At 55.2% G+C, this 22,588-nt stretch carries 19 protein-coding genes; 7 read left to right on the top strand and 12 right to left on the bottom strand.

Annotated elements, in window-relative coordinates; all coding sequences use genetic code 11:
* Positions 1-51 precede the first annotated feature (51 nt).
* Positions 52-1,179, bottom strand: a complete 1,128-nt coding sequence (locus QMZ65_RS20675) for a branched-chain amino acid ABC transporter substrate-binding protein (protein ID WP_045815772.1) — start codon at positions 1,177-1,179, stop codon at positions 52-54.
* A 404-nt stretch (positions 1,180-1,583) separates the two neighbouring features.
* On the opposite strand from QMZ65_RS20675, the gene panM reads away from it, so the two are divergent.
* Positions 1,584-1,970: an aspartate 1-decarboxylase autocleavage activator PanM gene (gene panM / locus QMZ65_RS20670; RefSeq protein ID WP_097118923.1), complete on the top strand. Its 387-nt coding sequence runs from the start codon at positions 1,584-1,586 to the stop codon at positions 1,968-1,970.
* Positions 1,971-2,117: 147 nt separating this feature from the next.
* On the opposite strand, the gene rpoH is transcribed toward panM, so the two are convergent.
* The 4 genes from rpoH to ftsY form a co-directional block, all read right to left on the bottom strand.
* Positions 2,118-2,975: an RNA polymerase sigma factor RpoH gene (gene rpoH, locus QMZ65_RS20665; RefSeq protein ID WP_034827057.1), complete on the bottom strand. Its 858-nt coding sequence runs from the start codon at positions 2,973-2,975 to the stop codon at positions 2,118-2,120.
* Positions 2,976-3,214: 239 nt separating this feature from the next.
* Entirely contained in the window at positions 3,215-4,201 is a 987-nt protein-coding gene (gene ftsX, locus QMZ65_RS20660; RefSeq protein WP_058960044.1) for a permease-like cell division protein FtsX, read from the bottom strand.
* A complete protein-coding gene (gene ftsE / locus QMZ65_RS20655) occupies positions 4,191-4,859 on the bottom strand; it encodes a cell division ATP-binding protein FtsE (protein WP_034827061.1) in 669 nt (222 codons plus the stop codon). The genes ftsX and ftsE overlap by 11 nt, the downstream gene beginning before the upstream one ends.
* A 5-nt stretch (positions 4,860-4,864) precedes the next feature.
* On the bottom strand, positions 4,865-6,505 hold the full coding sequence (gene ftsY, locus QMZ65_RS20650; RefSeq protein ID WP_283216610.1) for a signal recognition particle-docking protein FtsY: 1,641 nt from the start codon (positions 6,503-6,505) through the stop codon (positions 4,865-4,867).
* Positions 6,506-6,735: 230 nt separating this feature from the next.
* On the opposite strand from ftsY, the gene rsmD reads away from it, so the two are divergent.
* Both rsmD and QMZ65_RS20640 read left to right on the top strand, forming a co-directional pair.
* On the top strand, positions 6,736-7,335 hold the full coding sequence (gene rsmD / locus QMZ65_RS20645; RefSeq protein WP_283216609.1) for a 16S rRNA (guanine(966)-N(2))-methyltransferase: 600 nt from the start codon (positions 6,736-6,738) through the stop codon (positions 7,333-7,335).
* A complete protein-coding gene (locus QMZ65_RS20640; RefSeq protein ID WP_034827067.1) occupies positions 7,325-7,594 on the top strand; it encodes a DUF1145 family protein in 270 nt (89 codons plus the stop codon). Before rsmD ends, QMZ65_RS20640 begins: the two co-directional genes overlap by 11 nt.
* A gap of 27 nt (positions 7,595-7,621) precedes the next feature.
* Here the strand turns inward: QMZ65_RS20640 and QMZ65_RS20635 are convergent, their stop codons facing one another.
* Entirely contained in the window at positions 7,622-7,978 is a 357-nt protein-coding gene (locus QMZ65_RS20635) for a DUF2500 domain-containing protein (protein WP_160834062.1), read from the bottom strand.
* Positions 7,979-8,140: 162 nt separating this feature from the next.
* Between QMZ65_RS20635 and QMZ65_RS20630 the strand changes: the two genes are divergently transcribed.
* Together QMZ65_RS20630 and QMZ65_RS20625 are read left to right on the top strand one after the other, a co-directional pair.
* Positions 8,141-8,770, top strand: a complete 630-nt coding sequence (locus tag QMZ65_RS20630; protein WP_034827077.1) for a lysoplasmalogenase — start codon at positions 8,141-8,143, stop codon at positions 8,768-8,770.
* A gap of 92 nt (positions 8,771-8,862) precedes the next feature.
* Entirely contained in the window at positions 8,863-11,139 is a 2,277-nt protein-coding gene (locus QMZ65_RS20625; RefSeq protein WP_097118919.1) for a zinc/cadmium/mercury/lead-transporting ATPase, read from the top strand.
* Here the strand turns inward: QMZ65_RS20625 and tusA are convergent.
* A complete protein-coding gene (gene tusA, locus QMZ65_RS20620; RefSeq protein WP_034827082.1) occupies positions 11,136-11,384 on the bottom strand; it encodes a sulfurtransferase TusA in 249 nt (82 codons plus the stop codon). The genes QMZ65_RS20625 and tusA overlap by 4 nt on opposite strands.
* Before the next feature lie 307 nt (positions 11,385-11,691).
* On the opposite strand from tusA, the gene QMZ65_RS20615 reads away from it, so the two are divergent.
* Together QMZ65_RS20615 and QMZ65_RS20610 are read left to right on the top strand one after the other, a co-directional pair.
* Complete coding sequence (locus QMZ65_RS20615; protein WP_034827083.1) at positions 11,692-12,357, top strand: 7-cyano-7-deazaguanine/7-aminomethyl-7-deazaguanine transporter; 666 nt, start codon at positions 11,692-11,694, stop codon at positions 12,355-12,357.
* A gap of 125 nt (positions 12,358-12,482) precedes the next feature.
* On the top strand, positions 12,483-13,040 hold the full coding sequence (locus tag QMZ65_RS20610; protein ID WP_034827084.1) for a DcrB family lipoprotein: 558 nt from the start codon (positions 12,483-12,485) through the stop codon (positions 13,038-13,040).
* A gap of 88 nt (positions 13,041-13,128) precedes the next feature.
* Here the strand turns inward: QMZ65_RS20610 and glgP are convergent, their stop codons facing one another.
* From glgP to glgB, 5 genes are all read right to left on the bottom strand, one after another.
* The gene (gene glgP / locus QMZ65_RS20605) at positions 13,129-15,576 is read right to left on the bottom strand and encodes a glycogen phosphorylase (protein WP_160834059.1); all 2,448 of its coding nucleotides are present in this window, start codon (positions 15,574-15,576) and stop codon (positions 13,129-13,131) included.
* Between the two features lie 21 nt (positions 15,577-15,597).
* The gene (glgA, locus tag QMZ65_RS20600) at positions 15,598-17,031 is read right to left on the bottom strand and encodes a glycogen synthase GlgA (protein ID WP_034827086.1); all 1,434 of its coding nucleotides are present in this window, start codon (positions 17,029-17,031) and stop codon (positions 15,598-15,600) included.
* Between the two features lie 69 nt (positions 17,032-17,100).
* Positions 17,101-18,384, bottom strand: a complete 1,284-nt coding sequence (glgC, locus tag QMZ65_RS20595) for a glucose-1-phosphate adenylyltransferase (RefSeq protein ID WP_283216608.1) — start codon at positions 18,382-18,384, stop codon at positions 17,101-17,103.
* 10 nt (positions 18,385-18,394) lie between these two features.
* A complete protein-coding gene (gene glgX / locus QMZ65_RS20590) occupies positions 18,395-20,374 on the bottom strand; it encodes a glycogen debranching protein GlgX (RefSeq protein ID WP_283216607.1) in 1,980 nt (659 codons plus the stop codon).
* The gene (gene glgB / locus QMZ65_RS20585) at positions 20,374-22,560 is read right to left on the bottom strand and encodes a 1,4-alpha-glucan branching enzyme (protein ID WP_160834056.1); all 2,187 of its coding nucleotides are present in this window, start codon (positions 22,558-22,560) and stop codon (positions 20,374-20,376) included. The genes glgX and glgB overlap by 1 nt, the downstream gene beginning before the upstream one ends.
* Positions 22,561-22,588: the final 28 nt, after the last annotated feature.

The raw sequence follows: 22,588 nt of genomic DNA, 5'->3' as shown, positions 1-22,588 counted from the left end.
CCCCCAGCCCTCTCCGGCAAAAGAGAGGGCCAATCTATTTAAGGTTGGGAATTACTTAACAGCGGTAGAGGAACCGTCTTTGTGCCATTTGAAGACACCAAATTCGAAGCCCTTCAGGTCGCCTTTCTGATCCCAGTTCAGGTTGCCCATCACCGTTGGAACCGCTGCGCCCTCTTTCAGGTTTTTAGCAATGGCATCTGGCTCAGCGCTCTTGCTACGTTCAATACCGGCCACCAGCGACTGAATGGCCGCATAGGTGGTCCAGACGAACGGACCGGTTGGATCTTTACGGTTAGACGCGGTATTGGCTTTGATGGCTTCAACAATCGCCTTGTTCTCTGGCAACTGGTCATAACGTTTCGGCAAGGTGACGTACAGGCCTTCAGATGCATCACCGGCGATGTTAGACAGTGAGGCGTTGCCTACACCTTCTGGACCCATGAAGCCAGCAGTCAGACCGGCTGCTTTTGCCTGACGCAGAATCTGGCCCAGCTCTGGGTAGTAGCCACCGTAGTAAACGAAATCGACGTTTTCTTTCTTCAGACGCGCAATCAGCGTAGAGAAATCTTTATCGCCCGCGGTGATACCTTCGAACAGCACCACATTGCCGCCTTTGGCTTTCAGGGTTTTCTGCACCGATTCGGCCAGTCCCTGACCGTACTGCTGCTTGTCATGCACCACAGCGATACGTTTTGGTTTGATCTCATTGAGAATGTAAGTTGCAGCGGTTGGACCCTGATCGGAATCCAGACCGGTAGTACGCAGCACATCCGCATAGCCACGCGCGGTCAGCTCTGGTGCGGTTGCCGCTGGGGTGATCATCAGAATGCCTTCATCGTTATAGATGTCGGAAGCAGGCTGAGTAGAAGAGGAGCACAGGTGGCCGATCACATACTTGATGCCGTCGTTAACCACTTTGTTGGCCACTGCAACCGCTTGTTTCGGGTCACAGGCGTCGTCATATTCCACGCCAACCAGTTTGTCACCGTTCACGCCACCTTTGGCGTTGATGTCCTTAATGGCTTGCGCTGCACCGGTGAACTGCATATCACCGTATTGTGCAACCGGACCAGTTGCTGCGCCAACGATGGCAATCTTGATATCTTTCGCCAGTGCCGCGTGGCTCAGCGCCAGCGCAACGCAACCCGCCAGTAATGCGCGTCCTTTACTCATTTTCATGCGAACTTCCCCATCTGTTGTGTCGTGTGTCGTTGTGTTTGGTTTATTTTCTGCCAGTCAAAGAGGAAAACTGATTCAAGAATAATGAGTTAGCGCTCTTTTCTGGCATTTATTGGTAATAAGGCTTTATTTTTCAGGTTATTAAACAGGAACTTTCTTCTGTAAATCAACTGACATATTCAGTATTAGTCGCGTTGCACAGCAGAATCATCTGGTTTTTATGGCCGGTTTTTAGCCAAAATGCCAGCGCGTTATGCTGGCTTTTTCAGCTAACATTGATGGCTTCCTCCACAATCCTGGCAAAGTGGCTGGCATTTGACCTATTTTCATCGCAAAAAAGTGACAGCACGCTGACTGTCTAAATTCGCTACACTATGGCCTTTCTGGCAGTACAGGTAAGGGTAATGAAGCTCACTATTCAGCGAATCACCGCACTCACGCCGCAGGATCGGTTGGATTTAGCTAAAGTCTGGTCGCAGATCGATATTTCGCAACTTGAGGCTGCATTAAGCGAGACGCAGCGCTTGTATGCGGCAAGGTTTAACGATCGTCTGTTGGGCGGGTTGCAGCTGGAGATTTGTGGCACGCAGGGGAAGATTTCACACCTCACCGTGCGCGAAGTGACGCGCCGCCGTGGAGTCGGGCAATATTTGCTGGAAGAGACTATCGCGCAGAATAGCGCGCTGGCAGATTGGTGGGTAGCCGATGACGGCGACGACGATCAGAGTGTGCGCGCGGCCTTTATGCAGGCCTGTGGTTTTCGCGCGCAGGCCGATGGCTGGGTGCGCTAATTATTGCGGACAGGTAACGGCGCGATTTATCGCGCTGTCCTGAAGCGCCAGGGTTGGTGACTGATGCGCAATACATTGCGCGGCTACGGACTGCGGGCAAATAAAAAGGGCGACTATAAAGTCGCCCCGTTTTTCACCCGATGGTTATCAGGCTTCAATCGCCATACGCAGTTTCTTCATGGCGTTCTTTTCCAGCTGACGCACACGCTCTGCAGAGACGCCATATTTGTCGGCCAACTCCTGCAAAGTGGTTTTATTCTCATCATCCAGCCAACGGGCGCGGATGATGTGCTGGCTGCGCTCATCAAGGCTCAGCATGGCATCGCTCAGCTTATCAGCAGCGTGCGCATCCCAGTTATCCTCTTCAATGCCGTCGGCAAAGTCTGAGGTTTTATCCTGCAGATAGAGTACCGGTGCCATCGGCTTACCTTCGCCAGCTTCGTCATCCGAAGACATGTCGAAAGTCATATCCTGCGCGGCCATACGAGATTCCATCTCGAGGACATCTTTGCTGCTCACGCCCAACTCGCGCGCAACCATCTCCACTTCATCCTGATTAAACCAACCAAGACGCTGTTTGCTTTTACGCAGATTAAAGAACAGCTTGCGCTGGGCTTTCGTGGTCGCGACTTTCACAATACGCCAGTTACGCAGCACGTATTCGTGAATCTCTGCTTTGATCCAGTGCACGGCAAATGACACCAGACGCACGCCAACTTCAGGGTTGAAGCGACGCACCGCCTTCATCAGGCCGATGTTACCTTCCTGAATCAGGTCCGCCTGTGGCAGGCCGTAACCGGAGTAGTTACGAGCAATATGAACAACAAAGCGCAGGTGAGACAGGATCAGCGTCTTAGCTGCATCCAGATCGCCCTGGTAATGCAGTTTCTCCGCTAATGCCTTCTCCTCTTCTGCCGTTAATACCGGCCAGTTGTTGGCAGCCCGGACATAAGATTCCAGGTTACCCAGAGGCGCAATCGCTAAAGTTTGCATTTCTTTGGTCATTCAAACCCTCACAAATTCAATGGACTTGCTGCGCGGTATTTTGCGCAGACGTTACATTATGTCAACGTCGCGAAAAAACCAAAAGCAATCTGTGCTACTTGGACGACAAAGTTATCCACAAGTTCAATATTAGCAGTGAATATTTTACACACAGATGACGGCGGGGAAAATAGGAAGATTCCTCTGCTCCCAGATCGTCGGCAGCAGAGGAAGAGTATATCAAAAAACGTTGCTGTTGGTTACTGCGGCGTAAATCGGCGTAAATGTTGTACAGTGGCTAACCATGCGGCAACCCAGCCAATAATGGCGGCGATGAGCAGCAGTAGCAGCCCTTCGTCCCAGGAAAAACCTTCAAGAACAAAGGTGGTGCCAAACACCGTCGCCACCTGCGCTACGACTGATTGCAGACGCAGTACCAGCACTTCGGACAGCAGCAGTGAAAGCACTGCACCACTGAAACCTAACAGCGCGCCGCCATACAGGAACGGACGCAAGATAAAGCCGTCGGTGGCACCAATCAGCTTTTGCACGTTAATGGTATCGCGACGGGCAAAGATGCTCAGGCGCACGCTGTTACCAATCACCAGGAACACCGCCACCACCATCAGCAGACCAATCATCGAAGCAATTTGCCCTACCAGCCCGGTTAACGCCGCTAAACGGGCAAACCAGCTGTCATCCATGCGCACTTCATCCACACCCTGCACTTTCGACACGCGGTCGCGCAGGTTAGCCATAGTGTCTGAATTCTGGAAATTCAGTTTCGGCGTGATGATGGCCACGGCAGGCAGCGGGTTTTGCTCCAGCATGTCCATTGAACCGCCGAAACCAGACCAGTTGCGGAACTCATTCAGCGCTTCTTCACGGGTCAGATAGTTAACGTTATCCACGCCATCTAACTTTTTCAGCTCAGCAGCGACATTCTCAGCCGCCGTATCATCCAGCGCTTTATCCAGATACACCGTCAACTGCGGTGCCGGATACCACTGCGTCGCCGCCTGGCTGACGTTTTTCCACACCATATAGCAGACGCTCGGCAGCGTCAGCGAGATAGCAATCACCATCACGGTCAGCAGCGTGGCCAGCGGCTGACGCCACATATCCGAGAGCGTACCGCGCAGCGCATAGCGCCACTGCTCCTGCCAGCCGCCTTTCAGCGCCTTACTTTTTGAAGGCGCCTTCGCCGCCTTCGGCGCCGCTGGGCGCTTATTGCGTTTATTGACCATCATGGCCTCCGTGCAGGCGTCCCTGATTCAGCGTCATCAAGCGGTAATTGCGGCGGGCAATCAGCCCGGTGTCGTGCGTCGCCATTAAGACGGTCACACCAACACGATTGAACTCTTCAAACAGGCGCAGAATGTCTTCTGACAGGGCATCATCCAGATTACCGGTGGGTTCGTCCGCCAGCAGCACCGCAGGTTTGTTCACCACCGCGCGGGCAATGCCGACACGTTGCTGTTCACCACCAGAAAGCTGGATCGGATAACTCTTCGCTTTGTCGAGCAAGCCGACTTTATCCAGCGCTGCCGATACACGGCGACGAATATCTTCACCACTGGCGCCGGAAATGATCAGTGGAATCGCCACGTTGTCATAGACCGAACGATCCATCAGCAAGTGGTGATCCTGGAAAATCATCCCGATCTGACGTCGCAGGAAAGGCACTTCGCTGCGACGCAGACGTGAAATATCGTGGCCGCTAAACCAGATTTGCCCGGCGCTCGGGCGCTCAATGCCACAAATCAGCTTCAGCAAGGTACTTTTCCCTGCACCGGAGTGGCCGGTCAGGAATGCCATTTCGCCGGGGCGAAGATGGAAATCCACTCCCTGCAGCGCCTGACGTCCTCCCAGGTATGCTTTACTGACCTCTTCAAAGCGAATCATCCCAATCATTCCTCTCGGGCAAACAGTGCCTCAATAAAGTCTGCGGCCTTAAACGGCCGTAAATCCTCGATGCCTTCCCCGACACCGATATAACGAATCGGAATACCAAACTGATCGGCAACCGAGAAGATCACACCACCTTTGGCGGTGCCGTCGAGCTTGGTCAGCGTGATGCCGGTCAGTCCCACCGCTTCATGGAACAGTTTGGCCTGGCTAACGGCGTTTTGCCCGGTGCTGGCATCGAGGGTTAACATCACTTCATGTGGTGCATCCTCATCCAGCTTTTTCATCACGCGGGTGATTTTTTTCAGCTCTTCCATCAGATGGGCTTTGTTCTGCAGGCGACCAGCGGTATCTGCAATGAGTACATCGACGTTGCGTGACTTCGCGGCCTGAATGGCGTCGAAGATAACGGAAGCCGAGTCAGCACCCGTATGCTGAGCCACCACAGGAATGTTGTTACGCTGACCCCAGACCTGAAGCTGTTCCACTGCTGCTGCACGGAAGGTATCACCCGCCGCCAACATCACTGATTTTCCCTGAGCCTGATATTGACGCGCCAGCTTACCGATAGTGGTGGTTTTACCCACGCCGTTGACGCCTACCATCAGGATAACAAACGGCGTTTTGCCGCCCACATCCAGTGGCTGATCAACCTTTTCCAGAATGCCGGCCATTTCACTTTTCAGCAGGCCGTAAAGTGCTTCAGCATCACGCAACTGCTTGCGGTTAGCCTGCTGCGTCAGATTGGTGATGATGCGGCGCGTGGTCTCTACACCCACATCAGCAATCAGCAACTGCTCTTCCAGCTCTTCAAACAGGTCATCATCGATTTTTTTGCCGCGGAACAGGCTAACAAAACCGGAACCGAGGTTTTCTCGGGTTTTGACCAGGCTGCGCTTGAGGCGAGCAAAGAAGCCCTCTTTGGTCGGACGATCCTGCTCCTGCGTGATCAGCGGCGCTGCGGCCAGCGGTAAATCGCTGACAGTATCCTGCGCTTCGGCTTCAGCGTCTTCCGCATAGGTTTCGGCCAACGCCAAGGCTTCAAGTTCTTCGTCGCTTAACGCGTCGTCTTCCGATTCAACGGCTGCTTCTTCGATTTCCGGCTCATGCTGCGCAACGAGTGGCTCAACAGCCGCTTCCTCGATCTCTGGCTCATGCTGCCCAACCACTGGCTCAACGACCGCTTCTTCGATCTCTGGCTCATGCTGCGCAATCACTGGCTCAACGACCGCTTCTTCGATTTCCGGCTCGTACTGCGCAACTACTGGCGCAACGGACGCTTCTTCGATCTCCGGCTCGTGCTGCGCAGCAGGCGCTTCAACAATCAGTTCTTCTGCCTGAGGCTCTTCTTCGACAGGTGCTACGTCCGGATGGATTTCCTCCTCCGGTAGCACTTCCTCTTCAATTGCCGTGATCGGCTTGGACACCACCGCTTCCGGCTGTGCCCGTTGTTCTTCGGCTACGTGCTCAGTGACGGCAACCGTCTCTTCCGCCTGCGCTTCGGCGCTTGCTAACGCGCTCTCTTCAGCGATCGGCTGTTGCGCCGCTTCGGCCAGTTGCTGCTCTTCCGCAGGCTGCTGCTTCTCTTCTTCTTTGCCAAAGCCTAGCCAGGAAAAAAAGCCACGTTTTTTCTCTTTTGCCATTGTGTAACCACACTCCTCGATGGCTTATTCCCGGTAGCACGCTGTTCCCAGGGGATAAAAAATTCAATTTTTTGTTCGCGAGCGGCGTAAAAATCAGGCAATTACGCGCGCCATATCAACTCAGTAGTCTAACACTTTCCAGCCAGCGCACCACAGCACCCTTTTTTACGTTTCTTCTGCCTGCCACGCCCGTTAAACTACGCAACAAATTATGACGAGTTGTGAGCAAAATGAGTAAATCCCCCCGCAGCAGCGGCGCTGCTGGCCAGATTCGTATCATTGGCGGACAGTGGCGCGGTCGCAAATTACCGGTGCCGGATAGCGCGGGTCTGCGCCCGACCACCGATCGCGTGCGTGAAACCCTGTTTAACTGGTTAGCGCCGGATATTCAGGAAGCGCGTTGTCTCGATTGCTTCGCCGGTAGCGGTGCGCTCGGCCTGGAAGCACTGTCACGCTATGCGGCGTCTGCTACGCTGCTTGAGATGGAACGTTCCGTTGCCCAGCAGCTGTCGCAGAATCTGCAAACCCTGCGTTCGACGCAAGGCAACGTCGTGCAGACCAATACGCTACAGTGGTTGAGCCAACCCGGAGAGCCGTTCGATGTGGTGTTTGTTGATCCACCATTCCGTAAAGGATTACTGCTGGAGACGCTAACGCTGCTGGAAAACAACGGCTGGCTGGCGGAGAACGCACTGATTTACGTCGAAAGCGAAGTGGAGCACGGCACGCCAGTGGCGCCCGCTAACTGGGATTTATATCGCGAGAAAATTGCCGGTCAGGTGGCTTATCGCCTTTATCAACGCCAACAGGAGACCCACGATGTGGCTTAATCTGGGACGATTACTGATGATTTGCGTCTGGGCATTTCTGCTGCTGAATTTGGTGCACCCTTTCCCGACACCGCTGCGCTACTTTGTGCATGTGGCACTGTTCTTTATGGTGATTATGCACGGCTTGCAGCTGGTGTTGCTGCGCGCGACTCAGCCGAAAGAGGCGCCAAAACTCAGTGGCGTCACGCAAGCGAAGATTTTCTTTTTTGGTGTGTTTGAACTGCTGGCGTGGCAGAAAAAGCATTACCCGAAGATGTAAGGATACGGGCCGCTGCAGCGGCCCGTTTTATTGCGCAGGCGTGAAACTGACAAAGCGACTGCCCTGCATTTTCAACTCTCCCTTCGCGCCCTTATCGATATGATGATAGTCATCGGCGCTCACCACCACCTTGATATCACTCGCCCCATTGAGTGGATGAAACCAGGCTTCGTACTTCATATCTTCAGCCACAATCTCTTCACGCTGGCGCGAACGGCGATTGGGGGAAGGAAACTCACGTTTGGTTTTCACTTCTACGCTCAGTGAGCGAATCGGTGAAGCATCATTTACCGCGGTTTCACGGCGTTGCTTAATAAACTGACGGGTCGCCAATACGGCAATAATCGCCAGAACGATGAAAAAGATTAGCGGTGGTTTGCTCATGTTTTCTCTCGCACTTTGCGTTAATGTCGGAACAGTAAAAGACGACAAAGCATACAACCAGAGTTGACCGATTGTCACATTCGTCGCCGGTAACTTACACTGAGATCGCGATTTTGGGAAAATTCATGACTCTGAACAGCACGTTCAGAAAAGGGAGAAAACATGCTTTGGTCTTTCCTTGCCGTACTTTTTTCCGGTTGGCTGTACGTTGATGCTTCATACCGCGGCCCGCAGTGGCAACGCTGGCTGTTCAAACCCGTTACCTTGCTGTTGCTGGTCGCCTGGGCATGGCAAGCACCCACGCTCAATACCACCGACTATCTGATTCTGGCTGGCCTGGTTGCCACTCTGGTCGGTGATGCACTGACGTTACTGCCTCGCCAGCAAATGCTCTATGCACTGGGTGCATTCTTCCTGTCACATCTGCTCTACACCATCAGCTTTGCTGCCCACATGACCATGAGTTTCTTCTGGCCGATTCCGGTCACGCTGCTGGTGATTGGGGTGGTGGTGATTGGCATTATCTGGTCGAAGCTGGAGGATTTGCGCTGGCCGATCTGTACCCTAATTGGGATGACGCTGGTGATGAACTGGATGGCGGCAGAGAATTACTTCTTCCGCCCGACGGATTACAGCTTCTCACTATTGGTTGGCGCCGGACTGCTGCTATTAGGCAACATTATCTGGTTTATCACCCATTATCGCCGCCGTTTCAGTGCCGATAGCGCCATTGTTGCCGCTTGCTATTTCGCCGGCCACTTTATGATTGTGCGTTCGCTGTGGCTGTATTGAAGAAAAGATGACCTTTTGCTTGACTCTGGAGTTGACTCCAGAGTGTAGCATTCGGGATGCGGGCAGTGGCCCGCATTGATACCGGAGGCTCTATGCACGCCCATTCTCATTCATGCCGTTGTGGAAAATCCCACAGCAAAACCCAGCCGCTGTGCGCCATTCGCAGTGTTTCACCTACGACGCTGAAAATCTCAGCCGCCCTCCCCGCCACACCAGAAAGTGGTTGCGGTTGCTGTGACAACGACAGCGGCAGTCCCGGCGGCGAAAGCGACGCCGAAAGCGACAGGCCCTCATCCACATCTCATCAATTCCGCTGGCAGATTGCCGGAATGGATTGCCCCAGCTGCGCGCGAAAAATTGAAAGTGCTGTACAACAGCTGGCGCAGGTGCGCACCGCTCGCGTGATTTTTGCCAGTGAAAAACTGGTGGTGGATGCCGACCAGGATATTCGCCCGGCCATCGAACAGGCCGTCAAAAATGTCGGTTTTACCCTGACCTCAAACGATCCGCAATCTCAGCCCGCACCGCAACGCCGCTGGCAGGAAAATGCCGGTTTGCTGTTACTGGCGCTGCTGATGCTTGCCAGTTGGCTGCTGAGCCAGGTTTCTCCGGTATGGGGCGATCGCCTGTTTGTGATGACCACGCTGATCGGCCTGGCTCCGATTGCATTCAGCGCGTGGAAACTGCTGCGAGGCGGTTCACCCTTCAGTATCGAAACCCTGATGACCCTTGCCGCCACCGGTGCGTTGGTGATTGGCGCACATGCCGAAGCCGCGATGGTGCTGTTGCTGTTCCAGCTGGGTGAAAGGCTGGAGTCATTTGCAGCTTCTCGCGCACGACGCGGTGTGACGGCTTTAATGGCACTGCGCCCCGATACTGCTACGCGTTTGAAAGGCACGCAGCGCGAGCAGGTGGCGCTGGCTGACTTGCATCCTGGCGATACGATTGAAGTCGCGGCTGGCGGTCGTTTGCCGGCCGATGGCGAGCTGCTAAACCAGAGCGCCAGTTTTGATGAAAGTGCGCTGACGGGCGAGTCCGTGCCGGTTGCCCGTCAGCCGGGCGAAACGGTGATGGCGGGCGCCACTAGCGTGGATCGCCTGGTCACGCTGAAAGTCATCTCCGAACCTGGCCAAAGCGCGATTGATCGCATCCTACAGCTCATCGAAGAAGCTGAAAGCCACCGTGCACCGGTTGAGCGCTTTATCGATCGCTTCAGCCGCATTTATACGCCTGCCATTATGCTGCTGGCGCTGTTAGTGATGGTGCTGCCGCCACTGTTAGCGGGGGCAGCGTGGTTGCCGTGGATTTATAAAGGCCTGACGCTGCTGTTAATTGGTTGCCCTTGTGCGCTGGTGATTTCTACCCCCGCTGCAATCACCTCTGGCTTAGCGGCGGCCGCGCGACAGGGCGCCCTGATCAAAGGTGGCGCCGCGCTGGAACGTCTCAGCCGCATCCAGACCATCGCATTCGATAAAACCGGTACCCTCACACTGGGTAAACCGCAGGTGACCGAGGTCGAATCTTTCAGTGCGATGGAAGCAAATGCACTGCTGAGCATTGCGGCGGCAGTGGAGCAAGGTTCCAGTCATCCATTGGCGATCGCCATCGTGCGTGAGGCCGAAAAGCGCCAGCTCAGGCTACCGCGCGCCCGGCAGCAGCAAACGCTGGCTGGCAGCGGCATCCGTGCGCAGATTGATGGCGTGACCTATCAGCTGCTGGCACCACGCGATGCCACCACGCTCACGACAGATCAGCAGCAGGCGATCGCGCAACGGGAAGCTCAAGGTAAAACCGTGGTGGTGCTGTTACAGGATGAGACCGTCATCGGCACCCTGGCGTTGCAGGATCAGCTACGCGAGGAAGCCGTCACGGCGCTGGCACAGTTGCAAGCGCTGGGCATTAATAGCCTGATGTTGACCGGTGATAACCCGCGTGCGGCGGCGTCGATGGCGACGCAACTCAACATCGATTATCGCGCCGGCTTGTTGCCTGCCGATAAAGTGGAGATGGTGCGCAAACTGGAGGAGCAGCAGCCGCTGGCCATGGTAGGCGATGGCATTAACGACGCCCCGGCGATGAAAGCGGCCACGATTGGCATTGCCATGGGCAGCGGCACCGATGTCGCGCTGGAAGCCGCCGACGCCGCGCTGACACAAAACCGTCTGGCAATTCTGCCACGCACTATCGCACTGGCCCGTCGCACGCGCGCCATCATCCGTCAAAACATCGCGATAGCGCTGGGGCTGAAAGGCATTTTCCTGATCACCACACTGCTCGGTTTCACCGGTCTGTGGCTGGCAGTGCTGGCAGATTCAGGTGCGACAGCGCTGGTCACAGCCAACGCTTTGCGATTGCTGCGACAGCGTTAAGCCGTGCCCTTCTGAATCAGATACTGGTACGGCAGCGTTTCCGTCTGCTGTGCCAGCAACTGATGTTCCATAAAGCGGCAAAAACCGGGAATATCACGCGTGGTGGCCGGATCATCGGCAATGATCAGTAAGGTTTCGCCCGCCTGCATGGTGCGCACGGTTTTGCGCACCATCATTACCGGCTCAGGGCAGCGCAGGCCAAGGGCATCAAGCTTGTGGTCCGGCGCAGAAAAGGGATCGCTCATGATTCTCTGTCTTCATTCAAGATGGGCGCTCATTCTAGCGCGCTAAATGGAGAGCGCAAGGCGATAACGATTGCGTTAAAATTAACCATTGCATTATTTGCGCAACGCGCTAAGATGCCGCCGTTTTTTTACCAAATTGCTTAATCCTCGAAATAATTCGCGTTTTAGCAAGGCGGCAAGTGCGTGTATCCCCAGGAGCTTACATAAGTAAGTGGCTGGGGTACGCGAACTTAGCCAACGAAGCGACAATGCGAAGTATGAAGAGGATTGTTGGGTTCCCTCACCCCATTACTCAAAAAGGTCTCACATGATTGATTTCTCTGCACGTCAGCGCATGCATGCGCTGTTTTGGCTTTCCCTATTCCATCTGCTGGTGATCACGTCCAGTAACTATCTGGTCCAGCTGCCGGTTTCCATCTTCGGCTTCCACACCACCTGGGGTGCCTTTAGCTTTCCATTTATCTTCCTCGCTACCGATCTCACCGTGCGCATCTTTGGCGCGCCGTTAGCCCGTCGTATTATTTTGGCGGTGATGATCCCGGCGCTGTTTATCTCTTACGTGGTGTCCTGTGTGTTTTACCAGGGCGAATGGCAAGGATGGGCATCGCTGGAACAGGTGAATCTGTTTGTCGCACGTATCGCCAGTGCCAGCTTTATGGCCTATGCGCTCGGTCAGATTCTGGATGTCCACGTTTTTAACCGTTTGCGTCGTTTACCGCAGTGGTGGATCGCCCCTGCTGCAGCCATGTTCCTCGGCAATATCAGCGATACGCTGGCCTTCTTTTTCATCGCCTTCTACAAGAGCCCGGACCCGTTCATGGCCGCGCATTGGGTGGAGATCGCACTGGTGGATTACAGCTTCAAAGTGCTGATCTGCATGATTTTCTTCCTGCCTGCTTACGGTGTGTTGCTGAACAGCCTGCTAAAACGTCTGGCAGAGCGCTCGACACAGCGTCAGATCAATTTCGGCTAATTGCACATAGACGAAACGCCGCAGCGCGCTAAGATTTCCTGACAAACCGGCGGTTGCTTTTGATCGCCGATTCCGTTTTTATACCGGGTAGAAAGCACCTGACTGGAATCATCAAAGGGAAAAGAATGCGTAACTTAGTGAAATATGCGGGTATTGGTTTGTTGGTGTTAGGCCTTGCGGCCTGTGATCAGAAGAAAGAAGATGCGGCGGCAGGCAGCAACGGTGCCAGCGCCAGCCAGTCAGCCCAGACGGTGAACCTGATGGACGGCAAGCTGAGCTTCAGTCTGCCGGCGGGCATGTCTGATAAAAGCGGTAAACTCGGTTCTGAATCTACCAATATGCATGTGTACGCCGATGAAACCGGCCAGCGCGCAATTATTGTGATTGCGGGCGATCCGACCAACGAAGCGCTGGATGCCTTGTCACAGCGTCTGGAACAGCAGCAGCGCGGTCGCGATCCGCAGTTGCAGGTCGTTTCTAACAAAGCGGTGACGCTGAAAGATCAGCCCGCTCAGCAGTTGGATACCGTGATTTCGGCCAACAACCAAACCTCATGGTCTTCCGTGATTCTGGCAAAAGTGGATGGCAAACTGCTGACCCTGCAGATCACTCTTCCAGCCGACAATCAGCAGCAGGCGCAGAGCGATGCTGATGCGATCGTGAAAAGCATCACTCTCAAGTAATGCTTTATAGGTGCGTATAAAAGCGCACCCTTCGAAAATCTCATCCATTGCGTTCAGGGTCGCCTTTAATGGCGACCCATTTCATACCTTACAATCTCACCGGCGAAATATGCCAAATCTCGTCCGCGTACTCCTGGATCGTCCTGTCTGCTGAGAAGTAGCCCATGTTGGCGATATTCAATGCCGCACGGCGCTGCCACTCATCCGGCTGACGATAAAGCTTGTCCACCTTATCCTGCGCATCCACATAGCTGCGATAATCGGCCAGCAGTTGATAGTGATCGCCGAAGTTCACCAGCGCATCAAACAGATTGCGATAGCGACCTGGCTCTCCCGGGCTGAATGCACCGCTAGCAATTTGCGTTAGCGCCTGGTGCAGCTCGGCATCTTCCTCATAATATTTACGCGGGTTGTAGCCATCCTTGCGCAGCTGCTCGACCTGCGGCGTGGTGTTGCCGAAGATAAAGATATTTTCCGCACCCACATGCTCGCGCATCTCGACGTTCGCACCATCCAGCGTACCGATGGTCAACGCGCCATTGAGGGCAAACTTCATGTTACTGGTGCCGGACGCCTCGGTGCCTGCCGTAGAGATCTGCTCGGACAGATCCGCCGCCGGAATAATGATCTGCGCCAGGCTCACGCTGTAGTTAGGAATAAACACCACCTTCAGCTTGTTCTTCACCTGCGGATCGTTGTTGATCACGTTGGCAACATCGTTGATCAGATGGATGATGTGCTTCGCCACGTAATAGGCCGACGCCGCTTTACCGGCGAAGATATTCACGCGCGGCACCCAATCCGCGGTGGGATCGGCTTTGATGCGGTTATAACGGGTGATGACGTGCAGCACGTTAAGCAGCTGACGCTTATATTCATGGATACGTTTGATCTGCACATCGAACAGCGCATGCGGATCTAGCACAATATCCATGTTCTTCGCCACCCAATCCGCCAGACGTTTTTTGTTGGCGAATTTGGCGTCGGAAATTTGCTCGATAAAGGCCGGATAATCGATGTGTGGCGTCAGATCGCTCAGCTGACTGAGGTCGGTTCGCCAGGTGCGACCAATCGTCTCATCCAGCACATCAGAAAGCGCCGGGTTGGCCAGCGCCAGCCAGCGACGCGGCGTCACGCCGTTGGTTTTATTACAGAAACGCCCCGGGAACAGGCGCGCGAAATCAGCAAACAGCGACTGCACCATCAGATTGGAGTGCAGCTCTGAAACGCCATTCACCTTGTGGCTGACCACCACCGCCAGCCACGCCATGCGCACCTTGCGGCCGTTGTTTTCGTCGATGATCGAGATGCGTGACATCAAATCCCAATCATCCGGATAGTATTCCTGGATGGTTTTCAGGAAGTAATCGTTGATTTCAAACACAATGCTGAGGTGGCGCGGCAGGATCTTGCCGAACATATCCACCGGCCAGGTTTCCAGCGCTTCACTCATCAATGTGTGGTTGGTGTACGAGAACACCTGGCAAGTGACCTCAAAAGCGTCATCCCAGCTGAACTTGTGATCGTCGATCAACAAGCGCATCAATTCAGGGATGGCTAAAACCGGGTGGGTGTCATTAAGATGGATAGCAATTTTATCCGCCAGGTTGTCCCAGGTTTCATGCATTTGCCAGTGGCGATTCAAAATATCCTGCACCGTGGCGGAGACGAGGAAATACTCCTGACGCAAACGCAGTTCACGGCCTGAATCGGTGGAGTCATCCGGATAGAGCACGCGCGATACGTTCTCTGAATGGTTTTTATCTTCCACCGCCGCAAAGTAATCACCCTGGTTAAACTTGCCGAGGTTGATCTCATTGCTGGCCTGCGCGCTCCACAAGCGCAGCGTGTTGGTGGCATCGGTATCGAAACCCGGAATGATTTGATCGTAAGCCGCCGCGATAATCTCTTCGGTTTCCAGCCAACGAACGCGCGCACCTTCATGCTGCAGACGGCCACCGAAACGCACTTTGTAGCGCGTGTTAAAGCGCTGGAACTCCCACGGATTGCCGTATTCCAGCCAGTAATCCGGCGATTCACGCTGCTGACCGTCGACAATATTCTGCTTGAACATGCCGTAATCGTAGCGAATGCCGTAACCGCGTCCCGGCAAACCGAGGGTGGCGAGCGAGTCAAGGAAACACGCCGCTAAACGACCCAGGCCGCCATTGCCGAGCCCCGGGTCGTTCTCTTCGTCCATCAGTTCGCTAAGGTCTAGCCCCATCTCCTCCAGCGCCTGATTGAGATCGTCATAGATACCCATCGCCAGCAATGCATTGCCCAGCGTGCGTCCCATCAGGAACTCCATCGACAGGTAGTAAACCTGACGCACATCCTGCGACAGCTGCGCACGGCTGGAGCGCAACCAACGTTCTACCATGCGATCGCGCACCGCCAGCAAGGCGGCGTTAAGCCACTCATGGTGATTGGCGATCGACGGGTCTTTACCAATAGTAAACATCAGTTTATAGGCGATTGAGTGCTTCAGTGCGTCAACCGTAAGCGTGGGTGAGGCATAGGTGAAAGGTGCATTCATATCCAGTATCCCAATCTCTGATTACAGCAAACGTTGATAAAGATCGCGGTAGGCTTGTGCGGCCACCTGCCAACTAAAATCCATCCCCATCGCCTGCCGCTGAACGTAGCGCCAGAGAGAAGGACGGGACCAGAGGACAAAAGCACGTCGAATCGCCCGCAGCAGCGACCAGGCGTTACTGTCTTCAAAACTGAAACCGCTTGCGACCCCGTCAGCGAGGTTCTCCAGCGAACTGTCCTGCACGGTATCTGCCAGCCCGCCGGTGCGGCGCACTAACGGCAATGTGCCATATTTCAAACCGTACAACTGAGTTAAGCCGCACGGTTCAAAACGGCTCGGCACCATAATCACATCGGCGCCACCGACAATGCGGTGTGAGAAGGCTTCGTGATAACCGATCTGTACGCCGACGCTGCCTGGATGTTCCGCCGCCGCAGCGAGGAAACCTTGTTGTAACTCTGCATCGCCCTGGCCCAACAGCACCAGCTGCCCGCCTTGCGCCAATAGCCCCGGTAACGCTTCCAGCACCAGATCCAGCCCTTTCTGTTTGGTCAAACGGCTGATGACACAAAATACCGGCACTTTGTCATCCACCTTCAGGCCCATGGCGATCTGTAGTTGGCGCTTGTTCTCCGCTTTGCTCTCCAGCGTTTCCCGATCGTAACGCGCCGTCAGCAGCAGGTCGTGCGCCGGGTCCCAAATGCCCGGGTCAACGCCATTTAGGATGCCACTCAGCCGGCCCTCTTTGAGCCGCTGCTCCAGCAAGGATTCCATGCCATAACCGAATTCTGGCCGGGTGATTTCCAGAGCATACGTCGGGCTGACTGCGGTTATATGATCGGCATAAAATAATCCCGCCTTGAGGTACGAAATTTGTCCGTAGAACTCCAGGCCATGCATGGTGAAGAAACTGCGCGGGATCTGGATTTCATCCAGATGACGCGCATTGAACAGCCCCTGATACGCGAGGTTGTGCACGGTAAACACCGTTTTTGCCGGGTGTCCACGGGCCGCGATGTAAGCACAGGTTAACCCCGCGTGCCAGTCATGCGCGTGCACCACATCGGGTTGCCAGTAGGTATCCAACCCGCTGGCCAGCTCGGCACCCATCCAGCCCAGCAGCGCAAAACGCAGATAGTTATCCACGTAGGCAAACTGCGATGTGTCGTGATAAGGGCTGCCGGGACGCTCATACAATCCCGGCGCATCAATTAAATAAATGCCAACGCCATTGAATTGTCCAAATAATAAACGGACCGGGCCAGCAAAAGTATGCAATTCCGCAACGATCTCGGTGTCAGGAATCCCTTTACGCAAATCCGGATACGCGGGAAGCAATACCCGCGCATCCGTACCACCCGCAATCTGAGCCTGAGGCAATGCGCCGACGACATCAGCCAACCCGCCGGTTTTCAGCAGCGGGAAAAGTTCTGAACAGACATGTAAAACCTGCATCCTGGACCCCTATTGTGTTATCGCGCGCGTTCCCCGCGGCGATTATGTGCTTGCTCGTTGCGTTCGTGGTCAGCCAGCCAATTTGGCCAGCATGGCGCGCGTCACCAAAACGATGCCTTCTTCTGAACGGTAAAAACGGCGGCTGTCTTCATCAGGGTTTTCACCAATCACCATGCCTTCCGGAATCACGCAGGCGCGATCGATCACGCAACGACGCAGACGACAGGAACGATTGACCACCACATCCGGTAACAGCACCGATGAGTCGATATTGCAAAACGAGTTAATGCGCACGCGTGGGAACAACACCGAATTCACCACCACGGAACCGGAGATAATGCAGCCACCGGAAACCAGTGAATTCATCGTCATGCCATGGCTGCCCGAGCGATCCTGCACAAATTTGGCGGGCGGCAAGGGTTCCATATGCGTACGGATTGGCCAGTCGTGGTCGTACATATCCAGTTCCGGCGTGACCGAGGCCAGATCAAGATTAGCGCGCCAGTAGGCTTCCAGCGTCCCGACGTCGCGCCAGTAAGGCTCAGCGTTTTCATCGTTCTGTACGCACGACAAGGTAAAGGAGTGCGCATAGGCTTCACCGCTGGCGACAATTTTTGGCAGCAAATCTTTGCCGAAATCGTGGCTCGATTCAGGGATCAGCAAATCCTCTTCCAATAGCTGGTAGAGGTAATCAGCGTTGAACACGTAGATTCCCATACTGGCTAACGCTTTGGTGTCATCACCCGGCATTGACGGTGGCTTCGGCGGTTTTTCCACAAAATCCACCACGTTGTTGTTCGCATCTACGGCCATCACACCAAATGCGGTGGCTTCCGCCAGCGGCACCGGCAAACAGGCGATGGTGCACTTCGCGCCACGTTCAGCGTGATCGAGCAACATGCGCGAGTAATCCATTTTGTAGATATGATCCCCGGCGAGAATCACGATGTATTGCGCTCGATAGCGGCGAATGATGTCGAGGTTCTGCGAAACTGCATCGGCGGTACCGCGATACCAATGCTCGGTGGATGCACGCTGCTGCGCCGGCAGCAAATCGACAAATTCATTCATCTCTTCGTTGAATAACGACCAGCCACGCTGGATGTGCTGCGTTAACGTATGCGACTGATATTGGGTAATCACGCCGATGCGCCGAATACCCGAATTGATACAATTCGACAGCGCAAAGTCGATGATGCGGAACTTGCCGCCGAAATGAACGGCAGGTTTGGCGCGTTTCGCGGTGAGATCTTTCAGACGCGTACCGCGCCCGCCAGCAAGGATCAACGCCACCGTTTGTGTAGGGAGCTGGCGCGCCAGCATCAGTGGATCTGTTCTATCTAACTTAACCATGTCTGACTCCTTATGATTGCTTTAGGAACACACACACGCCGCGTGCGGGCCCGTGCCAGACAGTTGTCAGGATGGGGTTATCTTCCCCGGCGAAAGGAGGAATGGCACGCCACTCTCCGTCTGGTAAGGCAAGGTCACTCACCGATTCCGTGGCGTTGATTGTTATTAACCAGCGGCTGGAGAGCAGGATCTGCATTCTGTGCGCCCCCTGTTCCCACTCCTCATTTCCCAGTGGTTTGCCGCTGGCATTGAACCACTGCACATTGCCATCGCCCTCCTGCCACCAGCGATCCGCTGTCAGTGCAGGAATGCGCTGACGCAGCCGGATTAACGCGGCAGTGAAGTCGACCAGTCCAAAATCATCCTGATGCCAGTGCAACCAGGTGAGTGGGTTGTCCTGACAGTACGCGTTATTGTTACCGTGCTGGCTGTGACCGCGTTCGTCCCCGGCCAGCAGCATCGGTGTACCTTGCGCCAACAGCAGCGTGGTCAGCAGAGCATGCACGCTACGCCGACGACGTTCGACAATATCGAAATTGACCTGTAGCCCCTCTTTGCCATGGTTGTGGCTGAAGTTGCTGCTACTGCCGTCACGATTGTCTTCGCCGTTGGCCTGATTGTGTTTATTGTTGAAGCTCACCACGTCGCGCAGCGTAAAACCGTCATGCGCGGTGATCAGATTGATACTGGCGTGCGGCAAGCGTCCCTCTCGCTGGAACACATCGCTGGAGGCGGCAAACCGCCGGGCAAATTCGCCATTATTGAGCTGGCCGTGCAGCCAGTAACGGCGCGCGGCATCGCGGAAATGGTCATTCCATTCCGCGAATCCTTCGGGAAAATTGCCCACCTGATAGCCGCCGGGGCCGATATCCCACGGTTCAGCAATCAATTTGACCTGTGACAGCACCGGACAGGCTTTAATGGCGATGAACAGCGGCGCATCCTGCCGATAGTCCGGCGTACGACCCAGCACGCTGGCGAGGTCAAAACGGAAGCCATCGATATGGCAGTCCCGCACCCAATAGCGCAGCGCTTCTAATGCCCATTCCATCACCTGCGGATCGCTGAGATTGAGCGTATTGCCGCAGCCGGTCCAGTTTTGATATTCACCCTGCGCGTCGAGCCAGTAATAGCTGGCGTTATCCACGCCGCGCAGTGAAATGTTGGGGCCAATCTCTTCCAACTCGGCAGTGTGGTTGAACACCACATCAAGGATCACTTCGATACCCGCCGCATGCAGCGCTTTCACCGCCTGCTGAAACTCCTGCAAGGGCGTTAAACCCTGCTCGCCGGAGGCATAGCGCGGATCCACCGCCCACAGCGCGAACGGGTTGTAACCCCAGTAATTGCTCAGCCCGAGTCGTAGCAGACGCGGCTCGCTGGCGAAGTGCGCTATCGGCAGCAGTTCCAGCGCGGTGATGCCGAGATGGCGTAAGTACTTCACCATAGCAGGATGGCCCAGTGCCGCATAAGTCCCGCGCAGCCTTTCCGGAATTTCCGGATGTTGCCGGGTTAAGCCACGCACGTGCGCCTCATACACCACCGTCTTGCCCCACGGCGTACGCAGTGGTTTCTCATCATCCCAGTCAAAATCTTCAGCGATCACCAGTGATTTCGGCGCAATGGCGGCGTTATCCTGCTCATCCGGCTGCTGCTCACCACCGCTAAAACGCGGATCGTCGGGAATATCCCCCACCACCGCTTTCGCGCAGGGATCCACCAGCAGTTTGGCGGGGTTAAAACGATGACCTTGCTGTGGTGCCCACGGACCGTGGACGCGATAGCCGTAACGCTGGCCGGGCTTTAATGCCGAAAAATAGCCGTGCCAGATATCCCCACTGCGCGCGGGTAGCGTAAAGCGACGCTCAACGCCGTGCGCGTCAAACAGGCACAGCTCCACCTGCTCGGCATGGCGGGAAAACAGCGTGAAGTTAACGCCGCGCCCATCGTAATGGGCGCCCAACGGCGTTGGCTGCCCGGGCTCCAGCATCAGTCGCCCTCCCGCACCAGCCAAATCGTGGCCAGCGGCGGCAAGGTCAGGCTCAGGGATTGCGCCCGACCGTGGCTCTCAATGTTATCGGTATGCACGATGCCGTGATTGCGGATATTACTGCCGTGATAATCCTGCTGATCGGTGTTCAGCACCTCACGCCAGCCGCCTTGTTGATTGACGCCAAAGCGGTAGTCGTGGCGCGCCACCGGCGTGAAGTTACTGGCAACGATGATTTCATTGCCGTCACGATCGCGGCGCACAAACACAAACACCGAGTTTTCATGATCGTCGACCACCAGCCATTCAAAGCCCTGCGCATCGAAATCAAGTTGATGTAATGGCGTGAAGTGTTTGTAGCTGTGGTTGAGATCGCGCACCAGACGCTGTACGCCGTTGTGCCAGTTGTCTTCGCCCTCCAGCAGATGCCAGTCGAGGCTCGAATCGTGGTTCCACTCACGCCCTTGCGCAAACTCGTTGCCCATAAACTGCAGCTTTTTACCGGGGAAGCCCCACATCCAGCCGTAATAGGCACGCAGGTTGGCAAACTTTTGCCACGCATCGCCGGGCATGCGATCAAGAATCGAGCGTTTACCGTGCACCACTTCATCGTGCGACAGCGGCAGCACGAAGTTTTCGGTGTAGTTATAAAGCATGCCAAACGTCATCAGGTTGTGATGATAGCGACGGTGCACCGGATCGAGTTTCATGTAGTCGAGCGTGTCGTGCATCCAGCCGAGGTTCCATTTGAACCAGAAGCCGAGGCCGCCATCTTCAGAAGGGCGTGTCACACCCGGATAGTCGGTGGACTCTTCTGCCACGCTGATGGTGCCCGGTGCCGCACGGCCCAGTGTGCGGTTGGTGTGGCGCAGGAAGGAAATCGCTTCAAGATTTTCACGCCCGCCAAAGTGGTTAGGGATCCATTCGCCCTCTTTGCGGCTGTAATCGCGGTAGATCATCGATGCCACGGCATCCACACGCAGGCCATCAATGCCAAAGCGCTCCATCCAATACAGCGCGTTGCCGGAGAGATAGTTACTGACTTCGCGGCGTCCAAAGTTGTAGATCAGTGTGTTCCAGTCCTGATGGTAGCCTTCACGCGGATCGCTGTGCTCATACAGTTCGGTGCCATCAAATTTCGCCAATCCGAAATCGTCACTGGGAAAGTGACCCGGCACCCAATCAAGCAACACATTTAGGCCGGCATCGTGCGCTGCGGCGATAAAGTGGCGGAACTCATCGCGGGTACCAAAGCGGCGCGTGGGTGCATACATGCCAAGAGGCTGATAGCCCCAGCTGCCATCAAACGGATGTTCGTTGATCGGCAGCAGTTCAATGTGGGTGAAGCCCATCTCTTTGACGTAAGGCACCAGCTGTTCGGCCAGCTCTTTGTAGCTCAGCCAGAAGTTGTTGTCGGTGTGGCGGCGCCAGGATCCCAGATGCACTTCGTAAATCGAGATCGGCTGATCAAAAGCATTGGCGGCTTTGCGCTGCGGCTGCATCTCCACCTTCGGCGGTAAACCGCAGATCATTGAGGCGGTTTGCGGGCGCATCTGTGCTTCAAAGGCAAACGGGTCGGCTTTGATGCGCATCTGCCCTGACGCATCAATAATTTCATATTTGTACAGCTGGCCATTCACCGCGCCCGGCACAAACAGCTCCCAGATACCCAGCTCACGGCGGAAGCGCATCGGGTGACGACGACCGTCCCAGAAATTGAATTCGCCCACCACAGAGACGCGACGTGCGTTCGGTGCCCACACCGAGAAACGGGTGCCGCTGACGCCATCGATGGTGGCGTTATGTGCACCTAACGTTTCATACGGGCGCAGATGCGTGCCTTCGCCGAGCAGCCAGGCATCCATTTCGGCCAGTAGAGGACCGAAGCGATAGGCATCATCGATCAGGTTTTGCTGGCCGTGCCAGGTGACCGCCAGCTGATAGCGAAACAGGTTTTTACGGCGTGGGATCACACCGCAGAAGAAGCCGCGTGAATCGAGGCATTTAAGCTGCGCGCATTTGCGTCCGGTGTTGGTTTCAATCACCCAGACTTCGGAGGCGTCGGGCAGCAGCGCGCGCACTTCAAGGCCTTCGACAGTTTGGTGCATCCCCAAAAAAGAGAAGGGATCGGCATAATTCCCGGCAAAAAGGGCATTGATCGCCTGGCGATCGGGAAGCTCTGACATGACTTTCTTCCTATGATTTTGCGCAGGC

It is taken from the genome of Pantoea sp. EABMAA-21 (genome assembly GCF_030053335.1).
GTDB classification, from domain to species: domain Bacteria; phylum Pseudomonadota; class Gammaproteobacteria; order Enterobacterales; family Enterobacteriaceae; genus Pantoea; species Pantoea communis.
This window is presented reverse-complemented; position numbering and strand designations above follow the sequence as displayed.

What these genes read in the sequence shown, in the direction of transcription:
- glgX (WP_283216607.1), bottom strand. Translation starts at nt 20,374, where the DNA reads ATGCTGGAGCCCGGGCAGCCAACGCCGTTGGGCGCCCATTACGATGGG.
- rpoH (WP_034827057.1), bottom strand. Translation starts at nt 2,975, where the DNA reads ATGACCAAAGAAATGCAAACTTTAGCGATTGCGCCTCTGGGTAACCTG.
- glgP (WP_160834059.1), bottom strand. Translation starts at nt 15,576, where the DNA reads ATGAATGCACCTTTCACCTATGCCTCACCCACGCTTACGGTTGACGCA.
- panM (WP_097118923.1), top strand. Translation starts at nt 1,584, where the DNA reads ATGAAGCTCACTATTCAGCGAATCACCGCACTCACGCCGCAGGATCGG.
- QMZ65_RS20625 (WP_097118919.1), top strand. Translation starts at nt 8,863, where the DNA reads ATGCACGCCCATTCTCATTCATGCCGTTGTGGAAAATCCCACAGCAAA.
- tusA (WP_034827082.1), bottom strand. Translation starts at nt 11,384, where the DNA reads ATGAGCGATCCCTTTTCTGCGCCGGACCACAAGCTTGATGCCCTTGGC.
- ftsE (WP_034827061.1), bottom strand. Translation starts at nt 4,859, where the DNA reads ATGATTCGCTTTGAAGAGGTCAGTAAAGCATACCTGGGAGGACGTCAG.
- rsmD (WP_283216609.1), top strand. Translation starts at nt 6,736, where the DNA reads ATGAGTAAATCCCCCCGCAGCAGCGGCGCTGCTGGCCAGATTCGTATC.
- QMZ65_RS20615 (WP_034827083.1), top strand. Translation starts at nt 11,692, where the DNA reads ATGATTGATTTCTCTGCACGTCAGCGCATGCATGCGCTGTTTTGGCTT.
- ftsY (WP_283216610.1), bottom strand. Translation starts at nt 6,505, where the DNA reads ATGGCAAAAGAGAAAAAACGTGGCTTTTTTTCCTGGCTAGGCTTTGGC.
- glgC (WP_283216608.1), bottom strand. Translation starts at nt 18,384, where the DNA reads ATGGTTAAGTTAGATAGAACAGATCCACTGATGCTGGCGCGCCAGCTC.
- QMZ65_RS20640 (WP_034827067.1), top strand. Translation starts at nt 7,325, where the DNA reads ATGTGGCTTAATCTGGGACGATTACTGATGATTTGCGTCTGGGCATTT.
- ftsX (WP_058960044.1), bottom strand. Translation starts at nt 4,201, where the DNA reads ATGGTCAATAAACGCAATAAGCGCCCAGCGGCGCCGAAGGCGGCGAAG.
- glgA (WP_034827086.1), bottom strand. Translation starts at nt 17,031, where the DNA reads ATGCAGGTTTTACATGTCTGTTCAGAACTTTTCCCGCTGCTGAAAACC.
- QMZ65_RS20635 (WP_160834062.1), bottom strand. Translation starts at nt 7,978, where the DNA reads ATGAGCAAACCACCGCTAATCTTTTTCATCGTTCTGGCGATTATTGCC.
- QMZ65_RS20610 (WP_034827084.1), top strand. Translation starts at nt 12,483, where the DNA reads ATGCGTAACTTAGTGAAATATGCGGGTATTGGTTTGTTGGTGTTAGGC.
- QMZ65_RS20630 (WP_034827077.1), top strand. Translation starts at nt 8,141, where the DNA reads ATGCTTTGGTCTTTCCTTGCCGTACTTTTTTCCGGTTGGCTGTACGTT.
- QMZ65_RS20675 (WP_045815772.1), bottom strand. Translation starts at nt 1,179, where the DNA reads ATGAAAATGAGTAAAGGACGCGCATTACTGGCGGGTTGCGTTGCGCTG.
- glgB (WP_160834056.1), bottom strand. Translation starts at nt 22,560, where the DNA reads ATGTCAGAGCTTCCCGATCGCCAGGCGATCAATGCCCTTTTTGCCGGG.